The organism is Promicromonospora citrea, assembly GCF_013004695.1.
Lineage (GTDB): Bacteria > Actinomycetota > Actinomycetes > Actinomycetales > Cellulomonadaceae > Promicromonospora > Promicromonospora citrea.
Genome location: NZ_JABEMG010000108.1, coordinates 1 through 15,182 on the forward strand (window position 1 = coordinate 1; position 15,182 = coordinate 15,182).

Annotated in this window: 12 protein-coding genes and 1 pseudogene; 9 read left to right on the forward strand and 4 right to left on the reverse strand. The window is 74.8% G+C overall.

Going from position 1 to position 15,182, the window contains the following annotated elements; all coding sequences use genetic code 11:
- Window positions 1-1,204: CHAP domain-containing protein (locus HLB15_RS17700; protein WP_171107072.1), on the forward strand; the 1,204-nt coding region annotated here is incomplete at its 5' end.
- Between the two features lie 27 nt (window positions 1,205-1,231).
- Here the strand turns inward: HLB15_RS17700 and HLB15_RS17705 are convergent.
- Complete coding sequence (locus tag HLB15_RS17705; RefSeq protein ID WP_171107073.1) at window positions 1,232-2,233, reverse strand: acyltransferase family protein; 1,002 nt, start codon at window positions 2,231-2,233, stop codon at window positions 1,232-1,234.
- A 65-nt stretch (window positions 2,234-2,298) separates the two neighbouring features.
- On the opposite strand from HLB15_RS17705, the gene HLB15_RS17710 reads away from it, so the two are divergent.
- Window positions 2,299-2,943 (forward strand): FMN-binding negative transcriptional regulator, encoded by a 645-nt coding sequence (locus HLB15_RS17710; RefSeq protein ID WP_171107074.1) that lies wholly within the window; start codon window positions 2,299-2,301, stop codon window positions 2,941-2,943.
- Between the two features lie 173 nt (window positions 2,944-3,116).
- Window positions 3,117-4,556, forward strand: a complete 1,440-nt coding sequence (locus HLB15_RS17715; RefSeq protein ID WP_373291104.1) for an amidohydrolase — start codon at window positions 3,117-3,119, stop codon at window positions 4,554-4,556.
- A gap of 90 nt (window positions 4,557-4,646) precedes the next feature.
- On the opposite strand, the gene HLB15_RS17720 is transcribed toward HLB15_RS17715, so the two are convergent.
- Entirely contained in the window at window positions 4,647-6,515 is a 1,869-nt protein-coding gene (locus tag HLB15_RS17720) for a gamma-glutamyltransferase family protein (protein WP_171107075.1), read from the reverse strand.
- 114 nt (window positions 6,516-6,629) lie between these two features.
- Between HLB15_RS17720 and HLB15_RS17725 the strand changes: the two genes are divergently transcribed.
- Window positions 6,630-7,925: an Nramp family divalent metal transporter gene (locus HLB15_RS17725; protein WP_229785419.1), complete on the forward strand. Its 1,296-nt coding sequence runs from the start codon at window positions 6,630-6,632 to the stop codon at window positions 7,923-7,925.
- 75 nt (window positions 7,926-8,000) lie between these two features.
- Here HLB15_RS17725 and HLB15_RS17730 read toward each other — a convergent pair whose 3' ends face one another.
- Window positions 8,001-9,179, reverse strand: coding sequence for a glycosyltransferase (locus HLB15_RS17730; RefSeq protein ID WP_229785417.1), 1,179 nt, complete (start codon window positions 9,177-9,179; stop codon window positions 8,001-8,003).
- 192 nt (window positions 9,180-9,371) lie between these two features.
- Here HLB15_RS17730 and HLB15_RS17735 point away from each other — a divergent pair, with 192 nt between their 5' ends.
- Entirely contained in the window at window positions 9,372-10,316 is a 945-nt protein-coding gene (locus HLB15_RS17735) for an alpha/beta fold hydrolase (RefSeq protein WP_171107077.1), read from the forward strand.
- A gap of 164 nt (window positions 10,317-10,480) precedes the next feature.
- The gene (locus tag HLB15_RS17740; RefSeq protein WP_229785435.1) at window positions 10,481-11,563 is read left to right on the forward strand and encodes an acyltransferase family protein; all 1,083 of its coding nucleotides are present in this window, start codon (window positions 10,481-10,483) and stop codon (window positions 11,561-11,563) included.
- A gap of 13 nt (window positions 11,564-11,576) precedes the next feature.
- Here HLB15_RS17740 and HLB15_RS17745 read toward each other — a convergent pair whose 3' ends face one another.
- On the reverse strand, window positions 11,577-12,404 hold the full coding sequence (locus HLB15_RS17745; protein WP_171107079.1) for an RDD family protein: 828 nt from the start codon (window positions 12,402-12,404) through the stop codon (window positions 11,577-11,579).
- A gap of 45 nt (window positions 12,405-12,449) precedes the next feature.
- On the opposite strand from HLB15_RS17745, the gene HLB15_RS17750 reads away from it, so the two are divergent.
- The 3 genes and pseudogenes from HLB15_RS17750 to HLB15_RS17760 form a co-directional block, all read left to right on the forward strand.
- Entirely contained in the window at window positions 12,450-13,439 is a 990-nt protein-coding gene (locus HLB15_RS17750; protein WP_171107080.1) for a stage II sporulation protein M, read from the forward strand.
- A gap of 99 nt (window positions 13,440-13,538) precedes the next feature.
- The gene (locus HLB15_RS17755; protein ID WP_171107081.1) at window positions 13,539-14,768 is read left to right on the forward strand and encodes a DUF7544 domain-containing protein; all 1,230 of its coding nucleotides are present in this window, start codon (window positions 13,539-13,541) and stop codon (window positions 14,766-14,768) included.
- Between the two features lies 1 nt (window position 14,769).
- Window positions 14,770-15,182: pseudogene (locus HLB15_RS17760) on the forward strand (DUF4129 domain-containing protein); the annotation flags it as partial.

The following is a 15,182-nucleotide window of genomic DNA, read 5'->3' on the forward strand; positions in this document are numbered from 1 at the left end:
GGGCGGGCTGGTCGCGCTGGCGCTGACCCTCCCGGCCACGGGCGTCGCGTGGGCGGACGGCGGCGCGCGCACCGAGCCGGCGTCGGCCCCCGTCGTGACGGCCGCCCGGACGAGCTCCGTGACCGCCGGCGTCACCGAGCGACGGCTGCGCAGGGGCGAGACGTTCTGGGTGTACGGCGCCCTGACGGTCAGCGGCAACCGCGCCCCGGGGCGCACCGTCGTCGTGCAGCGCAAGCGGCCGGACGACGCCGCGGGCTGGCGCACGGTCGGGCAGGACACCACGAACAGCGCAGGGCGGTACAGCGTCCGGATCCGGGCGGGCGCCGTCTACCAGTACCGGGCGCTGTACCGCGGCTCGTCCACCACGAAGTCGTCGTGGTCGCAGCGCATCGGCGTGGGCTTCACCTCGGCCGACCGCACGATGACGTCGCGCGCGCACCAGATGGGCAACGGCATCGGCGACCCCACGTCCGGCCTGCGGCAGGTCGGACGCTCGGTGACCACGCGCTCGTACGAGAAGGGGCTGCTCGTCAAGGTCAGCAGGTCCGGCCAGGTCCGCACCTGGTGGGTGCACGGGCGGGTGCTGGCGGAGTACCGCGACCTCGGGGGCCCGGCCGGACGCCTCGGGGCACCCGTGATGGACCCGCAGTGCGGGCTGACGCGCTCCGGGTGCGTGCAGCGGTTCGAGCACGGCGTGCTCTACGCCAACGGCGACGGCGACACCGCCCTCACCGGGCTCACGGGCGTGCGCGGCGAGGTGGTCGCGGCCGCGCGCTCCCAGGTGGGCTACCGCGTGCGCCACGACGGCGGCAACGGCTCGCGCTACGACTGGTACAGCAAGTACAACGCGTGGGCCGGGTCGAACTCGCCGTGGTGCGGCCTGTTCCAGGCGTGGGCGTTCAAGGCGGCCGGGCACGCGAGCAGGGTGCCCGGGTCGACGACCTGGACCGGCTACCGCGACGCCGTGCGGCGCACCCTGCCGACGGGGTCCAGCCCGCGCGTCGGGGCGCTCGCGTTCGTGTCGTACGTCCCGTCGGGGGAGGCGTCGCACACGATGTACGTGGTGCAGGTCGACGGCTCGCGGATCAAGGTGATCGAGGGCAACACCGGGGGAGGCGGCACGCTGCCGTCCGGGTACCGCGGGGTCGTCGAGCGCTGGGTCCCGGAGTCGCAGATCCTCTACTACGCCTACCCGACGTACTGAGCGGGGGCGCCCGCCCGGGCGCACCGGTCAGGCGCCGACGCGCTCCGCCGGCTCGCTCGCGGCGCGGCGCCTCCGCGCCCCGATGCCCTCAAGGACGGCGGCCACGACGCAGCTCGCCACGAGGATCGCCACGGTCACGGCGGCACCGAGCGCCATGGAGCGCAGCGGGCCGACCTCGGGCGTGGCCAGGGCGTCCGTGACGAACGGGTGCAGCAGGTACACGTAGAGCGAGTGCTTCCCCACCGTGCGCAGGCCTGCGCCGACCACCGGCAGGGTCGTGCGCAGGGCGTCGCGGAGCGCCGGCACCGCGAGGGCGGCCCCGACCGAGAGGACGGTGAACGCGGCGGCGCTCGACCACGGGCCCGCGGCCTCCGACGTGTACACCCAGCTCCGGGCGACGAGACCCACCGCGATCAGCGGCACGTACCAGCCGGCTCCCACGCGGGGGAACCACCCGTTGCGCACCGCGACGCCGAGCAGCACCCACACGAAGTAGCCGGCGTACCGCGCGTCGACGGTGTCGAGCACGACGTCGGGCACCAGCTCCTTGAGCGGGGTCTGGAACAGCAGCGCGCCCGCGACGGCGGCGACGCCGAGCCCGGCCCGTGCCGCGGCCGACCGGCCCAGCGGCACGCCGAGCAGGCGCAGCACCAGCACGCTCAGGAACAGCATCGGCACGTACCAGAGGTGGAACGACGGGCGCAGCAGCAGCACCTCGAGGAACGTCCGCACGCTCTCGAACGCGTCCGGCTCCTGGGCCACGAGCCACAGCACGCTGACCACGAGCCAGGCCGCGAGCATGCGCCGCCAGTAGTGGCGCAGCAGGTCGCCCCACGGGCGCGTGCCGAACCGGGCCATGGAGATCATGTACCCGGACAGGAACAGGAACACCGGCATGTGGAAGCCGTAGATCATCCACTTGACCCACGAGTCGCCGACGCCCTGCCAGAACGTGTGCCCGAAGATCACGAGCACCATGAGGATGCCCTTGAGCTGGTCGGGTCCGGGGTCGTGCCGCGTGCTGGTCATCGCAGCAGAGGGTACCGGTGCCCGCGGTGGTTCCCCGCACCGTGCGGCCCTGTGATGATGCTCGGGTGATCCACACGAGCGACTACGAGATCCGGGACGAGGCACGCGTGCGCGACGTCGTCCGCCGCAACGGCTGGGCGACCCTCGTCTCCGTGGCCGACGACGGCGCACCCGTCGCCTCCCACCTGCCGGTGCTGCTGGAGGACACGCCCCCGGGCGAGCCGATGAGCCTGCTCAGCCACGTGGGCAGGCCCGACGAGGTGCTGCACGCGCTCGACAGCGGGCGCGAGTCGCTGCTGATCGTGCAGGGGCCCCACGGGTACGTGTCGCCGGGCTGGTACGCGATGACGCCCGCCGTCCCCACCTGGGACTACGTCGCGGTGCACCTGTGGTGCACGGTCGAGCTGCTCGACGCCGAGGACACGTACGCCGTGCTGTCCGACACCGTGGACCGCTACGAGTCGGTCATGCCGGAGCCCGTCCGCCTGCCGGACGTCGCGGAGTACGCCCACCGCATCGCGCCGGGTGCCGCGGGGTTCCGCCTGCGCGTGGCCCGGTGGCAGGGCAAGGCGAAGCTGAGCCAGGACAAGCCGCGCGCCGTCGTCGAGCGCGTGGTCGCCGCCCTGGGGTCCGACCCCCACTACGCGCAGCCGGCGCTCGCGGCCGAGGTCCGCGCCGAGCTCGGCCGCCGCCCGGGGACCGCCCCGTGACGCGGTCCCTCCTCCTGACGAACGCGCGCCTCCTGCCCTCGTCGGGTGCAGACTTCCTCGCCCCGCGGCCGTCGAGTGCAGACCGTGGTCCGCGGGCGGGCGGCGCCGACGTCGACAACTCTGCACTCGCCGGGGGCGGGGTCCGTCGGGCGGACGGCGGCAGCGGTCGGCTCGTGGATCTGGTGGTGCGGGGTGGGAGCGTGGAGCGGGTCGTGCCCGCCGGGGCCTCGGGCCGGTCTCGGGGAGACGGCGCGGTGGTCGAGCGGGTCGACCTCGGTGGGCGCATGGTGCTGCCGGGGCTCTGGGACGCGCACGTGCACCTCACGCAGTGGGCGCTCGTGCGGCGCCGGCTGGACCTGTCCTGTGCACGGTCGGCGGCCGAGGCGGTCGCCCTGGTCCGGGCGCGGCTCGACGCCGACCCTCCGGAGCCGGGCACCGCGCTCGTCGGCTTCGGCTTCCGCGACGCCCTCTGGCCCGACACCCCGACGGCGGGGCTGCTCGACGCCGTCGCGGGGACGGTCCCGGTCGTGCTCGTCTCCGGGGACCTGCACTGCGCGTGGCTGAGCACGGCGGGCCTGCGGTTCGTCGGCGTCGCCGAGCACCCCACCGGGGTGCTGCGGGAGGCCGAGTGGATGCCGCTGTCCGCCGTCGTCGACCGCGTGCCCGACCACCTCGCCGACGCCTGGGTCGCCGAGGCCGCGGCGGCGGCAGCGGCCCGCGGCGTCGTCGGCGTCGTCGACCTGGAGATCACCGACACGCTCACGGCCTGGCGCCGTCGGTTCGCCGCGGGGTTCGACGCCCTCCGCGTGCGGGCGGGGGTGTGGACGCCGTGGCTCGACGACGTCCTGGCGGCGGGCCTGCGCACGGGCGACGTGCTGCCCGGCACGGGCGGTCTCCTCGAGCAGGGGCCGTTCAAGGTGGTCACCGACGGCTCGCTCAACACGCGCACGGCCTACTGCCACGAGCCGTACCCCGGCCTGGACGGGCCCGAGGCGCGCGGCATCCTCACCGTCCCGCCGGACGAGCTCGTCCCGCTGATGGGCCGGGCGCACGCGGGCGGCCTGCGCTGTGCGATCCACGCGATCGGCGACCAGGCCAACACGCTCGCGCTCGACGCGTTCGCGGCGACCGGCGCGCGCGGCTCCGTCGAGCACGCGCAGCTCCTGCACGACGCGGACGTGCCGCGGTTCGCCGCGCTCGGCGTCGTCGCGTCCGTGCAGCCCGAGCACGCCCTGGACGACCGCGACGTCGCGGACCACCACTGGGCCGGGCGGACCGGCCGGGCCTTCCCCTTCGCGGCGCTGACCGCCGCGGGGGCGCGCCTCACGCTCGGCTCGGACGCGCCCGTCGCGCCGCTCGACCCCTGGCGCGCCGCCGCGGCCGCCGTGCACCGGACGGGGGACGGTCGCCCGCCGTGGCACCCCGAGCAGCGGATCGACGCGGCGACGGCGCTGGCCGCCTCGACCGACGGGCGGGGCCTCGTCCCGGTGGCGGGCGCGCCGGCCGACCTCGTGGTCGTGGACGCCGACCCCCTCGACGCGGCGGTGGACCTTCGCACCGTTCCGGTCGCGGGCACGCTCCTGGCGGGCCGCTGGACCCACCGGGCGTTCTGACGTGCGGGCGGGAGTCGACGAACCTCTCGCTCTCCCGGGCCCGCAGGGCGGCCGCGGCCCGGCCGCGCGGGTGCCGCCGGCCCGCGCGCCTCAGCGGCCGGCGGCGTAGCCCTGCGCTCCCCGCGGGTTGGCGGCCGCGCCCAGCAGCCCGGTGGCCGGGTCGCGCGTGACGGCGGACAGCCGGCCGAGCGCCCAGTCGCCCGCGCGCGTCACGACGTGGCCGCGGCGCTCGAGGCCCGCGATGACGTCGTCGCCCAGCCGGTCCTCGACGACGGCGCCGCCGGGCGTCCACGTGCGCGGCCAGAACGACCCCGGGAACGAGGTCGAGTGCAGCGCGGGCGCGTCGATCGCCTGCTGCGGCGTGTACCCGCCCACCAGCACGCGCAGCAGGAAGAGCAGCTGCCACTGGTCCTGCTGGTCGCCGCCCGGCGAGCCGAGCGCGAGCACCGGCTCGCCGTCGCGCAGCACGAGCGTGGGCGTCAGGGTGGTGCGCGGCCGCCGCCCGGGCCTCAGCGCCGACGGCGAGGCCTCGTCGAGCCACGTCATCTGCAGCCGCGTGCCGAGGCAGAAGCCCAGGTCCGGCACCGTGGGGGACGACTGCAGCCACCCGCCCGACGGTGTCGCCGAGACCATGTTGCCCCAGCGGTCGACGACGTCGATGTGGCACGTGTCGCCCCGCGCCGCCCCGGTGCGCTCGGGCGAGTCGGGGCCGACCTGCAGGCCGACCTGGACCGTCGGCTCGCCGACACCGGCGGCCGGACCGCCCGTCGGGGCGCCGGGCAGCGCGCCGGCGGGCACGTCGGAGGCGTAGTGCGTGCGCAGCACCGGCACGGGCGGTGTCGTCCGGCCCGGCACGTCGCCCGGGCGCACCTCGTGGCTCGCCGTGTTCCCGACGAGCGCGCGGCGCGCGGCCGCGTACGCGTCGCCCAGCAGGTGGTCGAGCGGCACGTCGTCGGCGTCGCCGAACCAGACGTCGCGGTCGGCCAGGGCGAGCTTCTGGGCCTCGAGCACGGTGTGCGCGCCGAGCTCGGTGGAGGGGTCGAGCCGCTCGTCGTCGAACCCCTCCAGGATCTTGAGCGCGGACAGCAGGGCGGGCCCCTGGCCCCACGCCCCCGTCTTGGCGACCGTGAACCCGCGGAACGTCACGGTCGTCGCCTCCTCGTACGAGGCCTCGAAGCCCGCGACGTCGGCCGCCGTCATGACGCCCGCGTGGTCGCCGCCGTCCGCGTGCCGGTGCGGCGTGGCCACGAACTCCTCGACGGCCGCGCCGACCCGCTCGCGCCACACCGCGCGCGACCGGTCGATCGCCGCCTGCCGGTCGGGTGCGTCCGCACCGGCGGCCACGATCTCGTCGAGCAGGTCGGCGTACCGGGGGTTGGTGACCAGCGTGCCCGGCGCGGGCACCTCGCCGTCGGGCAGCCACAGCGCCGCCGACGTCGGCCAGTGGTCGCGGAACAGGTCGGCCACCGCCTCGAGCGTGCCCGCGACGCGCCCCAGCAGCGGGTGCCCGTCGCGCGCGTACCCGATCGCGTACGCCAGCACGTCCGCCAGGTCCCACGTGCCGTGGTCCCGCAGGAGCAGCAGCCACGCGTCCACGCTGCCCGGGACGGCGGCCGCCAGCGCGCCCGACCCCGGCACCAGGTCCAGCCCCTCCGCCCGGTAGTGCTCGATCGTGGCCCCGGCCGGCGCCGGCCCCTGGCCCATGAGCACACGCGGCCGGCCCGGCTCCCGCGCCGTGACGAACACCCCGGTCATGTCGCCGCCCGGCCCGTTGAGGTGTGGCTCCACGACGTGCAGCACGAAGGCGCCGGCGACGGCGGCGTCGAACGCGTTGCCGCCGCGCTCGAGCACGGCCTGGGCGCTCGCGGTGGCGATCCAGTGCGTGGAGCCCACCATGCCGAACGTCCCCGTGAGGTCGGGCCGGGTCGGGTGGGCGGGGGGCGGGGTGAAGGACGTCATGAGCTCCCTGACGGTTGATGGTGGGTGGGGTTGCATACAACCATCCCCGAGCAGTCTTGTCTGCGTGCGGTCCGGACCTTCCGAGCGGGTGAATCGGCTCGGTAGAGTCACGCCATGGAAAAGGACAACGATGTCACTTTGCGCCAGGGGGACCCGCGCGACGAGGCGGTCGAACAGCCCCGCTGGCGGATCATCGGCCCCGGTCTCGTCGTCGCGGCCACCGGCATCGGTGCCGGTGACCTCGTCGCCACCATGGTCGCGGGCAGCAACTACGGGTACGCGCTGCTGTGGGCGGTGGTGCTCGGCGTCGTCGTGAAGATCGCGCTCGTCGAGGGCGCCGGCCGCTGGACCCTGGCGACCGGGCGCACCATCTTCGACGGCTGGAAGTCGCTCGGGCTGTGGGCGGTCGTGTACTTCGGCGTCTACGTGGTGGTGTGGGGCTTCAGCTACGGCGCGGCGGCGATGTCCGGCGTCGGGCTCGCGCTCAACGGGCTGATGCCGTGGCTCGACGTGCGGTACTGGGCGATGATCGCGGGCGTCGCGGGCCTGCTGCTCGTCTGGTTCGGCAGGTACAAGCCGTTCGAGAACGTCATGGCGGTCCTCATCGGCGTCATGTTCGTGACCGTCGTGGGCTCCGCGGTGCTGACCATGCCGAACCTCGCCGAGGTCGCCGCGGGTCTCGTGCCGATCATCCCGGACGGCGCCGTGCTCAACACGCTCGGCCTCGCCGGCGGGGTCGGCGGCACCATCACGCTGGCCGCGTACGGCTACTGGCTCACCGAGAAGGGGTGGAGCACGCCCCGGTGGATGCGGGTCATGCGGCTCGACAACGCGTGGGCGTACGTCATGTCGGGCATCTTCGTGATCTCCATGCTGATCGTCGGCGCCGAGCTCCTGTACTCGGCCGGCCTCGCGGTGGCCGACGGCGAGCAGGGCCTCGTCGACGTCGCCGACGTGCTCGCGCAGCGGTACGGCGCGTTCATGGCGCCGCTGTTCCTCGTCGGCTTCTTCGCGGCGACGTTCTCGTCGGTGATCGGCGTCTGGCACGGCGTGTCGCTCATGTTCGCCGACTTCCTGGCCACGACGCGCAACGTGCCCGCGGGGGACCGGCGCCGGGGCGCCGGCGGCACCTACTACCGCTGGTACATCCTGTGGCTGACGTTCCCGCCGATGGCGCTGCTGTTCCTCGACCGGCCGATCCTGCTCGTCGTGATCTACGGCGCGCTCGGCTCGCTGTTCATGCCGTTCCTCGCGCTCACGCTGCTGTTCCTCATGAACTCGCGCGCGGTGCCCGAGCGGTGGCGCAACCGGTGGTGGGTCAACGTCGTGCTGGTGCTCGTGGCGGCGATGTTCCTCGTGCTGGGCGGCAACGAGCTGGTCAAGGCCGTGTCCCCGCTGTTCGGGGGCTGACACCGCGCGCCCGGTCCGGCCGCCCGGCCGTCTCCCGGCCGGACGCCCCCGCTCCGTGCGGGGGCGCTCGGCCGGTCAGACGGTCGCCGCGACGCCGTGCATCGCACGCGCCTTGTCGTAGATCGCCTCGAACGCGTCGAGCGTGCCGTCCACGGCGTGCGCCTCGACCAGCTCGCGGCTCGCCGCGCCCATCCGGCGGCGCAGGCCCGCATCGGTCAGGAGGTCGCCCAGCCGGTTGGCGAGCTCGCGGACGTCGCCCGGCGTGTAGAGCCAGCCGTTGACGCCCGGGCGCACGAGGTGCGGCAGCGCCATCGCGTCGGCCGCGACGACCGGCAGCCCCGACGACATCGCCTCGAGGGTGACGAGGCTCTGCAGCTCCGCCACGCCCGGCATGCAGAAGACGTCGGCGTCCCGGTAGGCGCTCAGCAGCGCGTCGTCGGGCACGAAGCCGCGCAGGTGGATGCGGTCGGCGGCGCCGGTCGACGCCGCGAGCGCGCGCAGCTCGTCGGCCTTGGTCCCGGTGCCGACGATCTCCAGGCGGCCGGGCACCTCGGCGGGGAGCAGCGCGAACGCCTTGATGAGCTCGTCGACCCGCTTCTCCTGGTCGAGCCGTCCCACGAACAGCACGGTCGGCTCGGCGGTGTCGGGCCGGACGGTGCTCGTGTACCGGTCGGTGTCGATGCCGTTGGACACCGGGAGGGCGTCGGTCAGGCCGGCGTGCCGGGCCAGCAGCTCGACCGCGCGCGGCGTCGGCGCCGTGACGACGTCGGCCTTGGCGTAGACGCGGCCGATGTCCTGCCAGAGCCACCGGCCCACGGTGCCGTGCCACGCGCGGGGCACGAGCAGGTAGCCGACCAGGTTCTCCGGCATGAGGTGGTTGGTGGCGACGACGGGCAGGTCGCGGCGGTGCGCCGCCTCGACCAGCGCGCGGCCGACGATGAAGCTGCCGTTGGTGTGGACGATCCCCGGCCGCACCTCGTCGAGGATCTCGGTGACGCCGCGCCGGGTCTCCCAGGGGGAGCAGATCTGCAGGTTGTCGTGCGACGGGTAACGGTGCGAGCGCAGGCCGTGCAGCACGACGCCGTCGCGCACCTCCCGCACGGGGGCGCCGTGCGGCGACGGGGCGACGACGTGCACCTCGTAGCCGCGGCGGGCCAGACCGGTGGCCAGGCTGCCGGCGAACCGCGCGGCACCGTTGACGGCCGGCGGGTACGTGTCGGCGCCGATCAGGATCGTGCGGGGAGAACCGGGCAAGTTCACTGTGCTGTACCTCTCGGTGGTCCGGGACGACTCGACGGGTCCGTGCATAGGACCACCCTGGCGGAGCCCCTGTGCCGCCGCCATGAGGTGTGCCCCCGGAATCGACTGGGGGTTTACCCCCATCTTCGGCGGATCGGTCGCCAGGGGGGTGCCGCACGGGCCGCGCGCGTGCCTAGGGTCGGCACCGTGAGCACACCCACCGCCCCCGCCGCCCCGGCGCCCGTCCCCTACGCGGCCCTCGTCGCCGGCACGCCCGTGCGCGTCGAGGACCGCGAGGTCCGCGGCGCGCACACCCACGTGCGCGTGTACGGCGACCCGGGCGCGTCGCACCCCCTGGTGTTCCTGCACGGCCTGCGGGGCGACCACCACGGCCTGGAGCCGATCGTGGCGCACCTGGTGCGTGAGCGTCCTGACGTGCGGGTGGTGGTGCCCGACCTGCCGGGCTTCGGCGCGTCCGCGCCCTTCCCGCACGCGGTGCACGACGTCGCCGGGTACGCGGGCTGGGCCGCCGACCTGCTGGCGGCCGTCGCGCCGGAGGGCGACGCGGTGCTCGCAGGCCACTCGTTCGGGTCGATCGTCGCGGCGGCCACGGCCGCGGGGCCCGCCGGACCCGCCCTGCGCGGGCTGGCCCTCGTCAACCCGATCGCCGCGGCGCCGCTCGACGGCCCGCGGCGCGCGCTGAGCGCCGTCACCGTGGGCGTGCACCGCCTGGCCGCCGCGCTGCCGGAGGCGGTCGGCACCGGACTGCTGCGGCACCCGGTGTTCACGCGCGTGGCGAGCACCGCGATGGTCACGACGCGCGACGCGGCGCTGCGCCGCTGGATCCACGCCGAGCACGACCGGTACTTCTCGGGCTTCGCGGACCGGCGCACGCTGCTGGAGGCGTTCCACGCCTCGGTCGGCACGGACGTGTCGGGTTTCGCGCCCGCGGTCGGCACACCCACGCTCCTGGTCGCGTCCGAGAACGACGACGTCGCCCCGCTCCCGACACAGCGCGTGCTCGAGGGGCGGTTCGCGCGGGCGCGCCTCGCCGTCGTCCCGGAGGTGGGGCACCTGGCGCACTACGAGGCGCCGGGCGAGGTCGCGCGCGCGTTGGCCGACTTTCTTCGCGAACTGCCGCACAACGGGTGATTTTTTGACCGTTATCGTTCCGTGATCTAGGCTCGGGGGAGATGACCCGCGCAGAGATCACCACCCCCGACGCTCCTGTCGCTCCCGGCGCTCCTGACGCTCCTCACTCCACGAGAAGCCGCGCGAAAGGCCGCACGAGGCAGGGCGCAGGCCGTCTCGTGGCCATGGACGGCCTGCGGTTCGGCGCCGCCGCGGCGGTGCTGCTCTACCACTTCACCGCCACCTCGACCGTGACGAGCTACTGGGGCACCGTCCCGGAGCGGGCGTTCCCCGTGCTCAACGAGGTCACCCGGTACGGCTGGCTCGGCGTCGAGCTGTTCTTCATGATCTCCGGCTTCGTGATCCTGCTCAGCGCCGACGGGCGCGGGGTGTCCGGGTTCGTCGCCTCGCGCGTGGGCCGCCTGTTCCCCGCCTACTGGGCGTGCATCGTGCTCACGGTCGCCCTGCAGCGCGTGTGGTCGGGCGGGCGGCAGACCACGCTGTTCGAGACGCTCGTCAACCTCACGATGGTCCAGGACCTGTTCGAGGTCACCGGGGTCCAGGTGGTGTTCTGGACGCTGCTCGTCGAGCTCAAGTTCTACCTGCTGGTGCTCGTGGTGCTGGCCCTCGGCCCGTTCACCCGCCACCGCGTGCTCGCGTTCGCCGCGCTGTGGCCGCTGGCCGGGTGGGCCGCCCAGGAGCTCGGAGCCGCCTGGCTCGCGGAGTGGCTGGTGCCGGACTACGCCCCGTACTTCTCCGTGGGCATGCTGCTGTTCCTCGCCTACCGCGACGGGTTCGACGTCGCGACGAGCCTGCTGCTCGCCGGCGCGCTGGCGCTGTCCGTGCTGCGGGTCCTCGACGCCGCCGGGCGCGCGTCCGACCTGCAGGGCGTGACCGTCGACCCCACGGTCACCGTCGTCATCCTGCTGCTGTCCGTCGCCGCGGTCTGGGCGACGACCCTGCGCCGCAGCACGGCACCGTCCCGGCGCGTCGCGGCCGTGCTGGGCACCTTCGGCGCGCTGACCTACCCGGTCTACCTGGTGCACACCCAGTTCGGGTACGCGGTCATCGACGTCCTGGCCCACGAGACGACGCGCACGGTCGCGCTCGTCGCGGCGGGCGGCCTGAGCATCGCGCTGGCCGTGGCGATCCACTACGGCGTCGAGCGGCCGACGTCGGCCCGCCTGCGGCGTGCGGTGCAGGACGGCCTGCGGCGGTTCGGGCACGCGGTGCGCGCGCGGGGGCTGCTGCCGCAGCCGCGGTCCTGACGCGGGCCGCGGCTCAGCGCGGCGGGTCCGCGACGGCGTACGGCAGGCGGTGCAGCAGCTCCGCCTGCTCCTCGGCGCGGCGCCGCTCGCGCAGACCGGCCTCGAGCTCGCGCTCGCGGCGCGCGGAGAGCACGGCGTGCAGGAACGCCTCCGGGTGGGTGCCCGGCGGGGGACCGGGGGCGACGTAGGGCTCGATGCGCCCGGCGAGGTCGTCGGCGAGCTGGGCCCGCGACTCGGGTGCGAGACGGGCCGCGCGGCCCAGGAGCTGGCGGGCGGCCAGTGCCAGCCCGTCGGGCAGACGCCGCATGTCGGCCGTGCGCGCCCACGCCTCGAGCGACTGCGGCATGACGACGGGCGCCGACGGCGGCCGACCGCCGCGCACCCGCACCGCGTACGTGCCGGCGGCCAGGTCGCCGAGCCGCTTGCCCTTGGCGTTGGCCAGGGAGGCGATCGCCGCGACGCCGCCGACGGTGAACCAGAGCTCGAAGACGCCGACGAGCGCGCGCACCAGGGCGTGCCGGAACCGGACCGGTCCGCCGTCGTCGCGCACCACGCGGATGCCGCACGCCAGCTTGCCGACCGAGCGGCCGCGCGACAGCGTCTCGATCGTGACGGGCACGCCGACGACGACGACGGCCAGGAGCACCGACACGATGATGACGGCGGCGTCCTCGCTCACCGCCAAGGTCTCCGCGAACCAGGTGATCCCGAGGATCAGCGCGGCGACGACCACGACGAGCAGGATCAGGAAGTCGAGGAGGGCGCCCATGGCGCGGGTGATGAACGAGGCGGGGCGCGCGTCCAGCACCACGCCCTCGCCGATGACGATGCCGTCCTGCACGGTTCCTCCGCCCGGTCCGATGGTCCTGTGCGGCAGACTACCGCCGTGGACATCGATGCCTTCACCACCGTGCACTCCGCGGAGTGGGACCGCCTGCGCGAGCTCTCGGCCCGGCGGCGCCTGGACGGCGCGGAGTCGGACGAGCTCGTGCGTCTGTACCAGTCCGTCGCGACCCACCTGTCCACCGTGCGGTCGACCGCCCCGGACCCGGCCCTGGTCACCCGCCTGTCCGACGTCCTGAACCGGGCACGGACCCGGATCGCGGGCGCCCACGAGCCCGCGTGGCGCGAGGTCGTGCGGTTCGCCGTGGTGTCGCTGCCCGCCGCGTTCTACCGCATCCGCTGGTGGACGCACGCGGTGACGGCGGCCTGCCTGCTCGTCGCGGTCGTGGCGGGGGTCCACGTCGCGAGCTCCGAGGAGGCGCTCGACGCCCTCATGCCGTCCGCGCAGCGGGAGCAGTACGTGAACGAGGCGTTCGCGTCCTACTACGACCCGGGCATCGGGTTCGCCGGCGTGGTGTGGACCAACAACGCCCGCATCGCCGCCCTCTCCGTGGCGGGCGGCATCACCGGCTTCTTCCCCCTGATGGTCCTCTACCAGAACGCGGCCCAGGTGGGCGCCATCGGCGGCATGATGGCGGCGTACGGCGAGCTGGACCTCTTCCTCACCCTCATCACCCCGCACGGCCTGCTCGAGCTGACCTGCATCTTCGTCGCGGGCGCGGCGGGACTGCGGCTCTTCTGGTCCCTGATCGACCCCGGCCACCTCCGGCGCACCGTCGCCCTCGCCGCCGAGGGACGCGCGCTGATCACCACCGCCGTCGGTCTCGTCGTCGCGCTCGCCGTCTCCGGCCTCGTCGAGGGTTTCGTCACCGGGTCGGGCCTGTACTGGTGGCTCAAGATCGTCATCGGCGCCCTCGTGCTCGCCGCGTTCTGGGCCTACGTGTACGTGCTGGGCGGCCGCGCCTCCCGGGCGGGCGCGACCGGTGACCTCGCGGAGCACGAGCGCGGGGTCACGGTGGTCACAGCTGGGTGACAGCCCGGCAGCACACGCCCGGGACGCGGACCGATGTCGGACTCGCGTACTAGGGTTGCGGCGCAGGAACGACACGAGACGACCCCCGGAGCACGCCCCATGACGACGCCCGAGAGCGCACCCGACCAGCCGGCGCAGCCGACGCCTCCGCAGCCGGACGGGTCTCAGCCCACCGGCTGGGGCGAGCCGCCGCGGTACGGGCAGTACGCGCCCGGGTACGACCCGTCGGCGCAGCAGCCGCCCACCTCCGGCGGCGCGCCCGCGGGGCCGCCGCAGTACGGACAGCCGCAGTACGGGTCGCCGCAGTACGGGCAGAGCCAGTACGGCCAGAGCCAGTACGGACAGTCGCCGTACGCCGCCCAGTCGTCCGGCTACCGCCCGCCCGCCGACAAGCCCGGCATCGTCCCGCTCCGCCCGCTCACGCTGGGCGAGCTGTACGACGGGGCGTTCGGCGCCGTCCGGCACAACCCCGGGGTCACGCTGGGCCTCACGATCATCGTCGTCGTCGCCGCCGTCGCGCTCGGCACGCTGCTCAGCATCCCGCTGACCACCTGGTTCAGCGACCTGTTCGGCGGTCTGTTCGCGGAGATCGGGGAGGACCCGGCCGCGCAGGAGCTCGGCTTCACGCAGGACCTCCTCGGCGTCACCTACGGCTCGCTCCTCGGCACCGGCACGCTGCTCGCGCTCGCCACCCCGCTCGCCATGGGCGTCATGGCCGTCTCCGTGAGCGAGTCGGTCATCGGCCGCAAGATCACCGTGGGGGAGGCCTGGCGGCGGGTCGGCCGGCGCGCCTGGTACCTCATCGGGTTCGCGCTCCTGAGCGGCCTCGTCGCCCTCGTCGCGTATGCGGTCGTCGTCGGGGTCGTCGTCCTCCTGGCGCTCGTCGACGCCACGCTCGCCGTGATCGGCGCGCTCGTCGCGCTCGCGGCGCTCGTGGTCGGCGGGTTCTGGCTGTTCACGCGCGTGCTGCTCGTGCCGCCGGCGCTCGCGGTCGAGGGTGGCGGCTTCTGGACCACGGTGGCGCGCGGGTGGAAGCTCACCCGCGGCTCGTTCTGGCGGGTGCTGGGCATCTACCTGCTCACGGCGCTGATCCTCGGCATCATCGGCCAGGTCGCCTCCGTGCCGATCGGTCTGCTGCTCGGCGTGTTCCTGGCCTCCGCCAACGACGCGGGCATCGCGCTGAGCTACAGCATCACCTACATCGTCACCGGCGGGCTGAGCGTGCTCTTCTCCGGCGGGGTGCTCGCGCTGCTCTACATCGACACCCGGATGCGACGCGAGGGGCTGGACGTGCAGCTGCAGGCCGCTGCGGCCGTGGCGGACAAGTGACATGAGGGCCGACCTGCCCGTGGTGCCCGACCGGGACACCGCCCGCGAGTGGCTCGCCGGCGAGCTCTCCAAGCCGGAGTACGCCGAGCGCGAGTCCCTCCTCGTGCGCCTGATCAACTGGCTGATCGAGCGCTTGACCGCGATCGACTGGCCGAGCGCTCCGCTGTCCGGCCCGCAGGTCGGGCTCGTCGTCGTGCTGGTCGTCGTGGTCGCGCTGCTCGTCGCGTGGCTCGTCGCGGGGCCCGTGCGGCTCGGGCGCGCGGCCCGGCGGTCGGCCGAGGTGCTCGACACCGAGGACACCCGCACGGCGGCGCAGTTGCGCGCGGCGGCGGACGCCGCGGCGTCGGCGGGCGACTGGCGCACCGCCGTCGTCGAGCGGTTCCGCGCCGTCGTGCGCGGCCTCGAGGAGCGGGT

Bases quoted from the DNA above. Each gene is read 5' to 3' on its own strand.
- HLB15_RS17705 (WP_171107073.1), bottom strand. From the start codon at position 2,233: ATGACCAGCACGCGGCACGACCCCGGACCCGACCAGCTCAAGGGCATC.
- HLB15_RS17720 (WP_171107075.1), bottom strand. From the start codon at position 6,515: ATGACGTCCTTCACCCCGCCCCCCGCCCACCCGACCCGGCCCGACCTC.
- HLB15_RS17755 (WP_171107081.1), top strand. From the start codon at position 13,539: ATGACGACGCCCGAGAGCGCACCCGACCAGCCGGCGCAGCCGACGCCT.
- HLB15_RS17740 (WP_229785435.1), top strand. From the start codon at position 10,481: ATGGACGGCCTGCGGTTCGGCGCCGCCGCGGCGGTGCTGCTCTACCAC.
- HLB15_RS17725 (WP_229785419.1), top strand. From the start codon at position 6,630: ATGGAAAAGGACAACGATGTCACTTTGCGCCAGGGGGACCCGCGCGAC.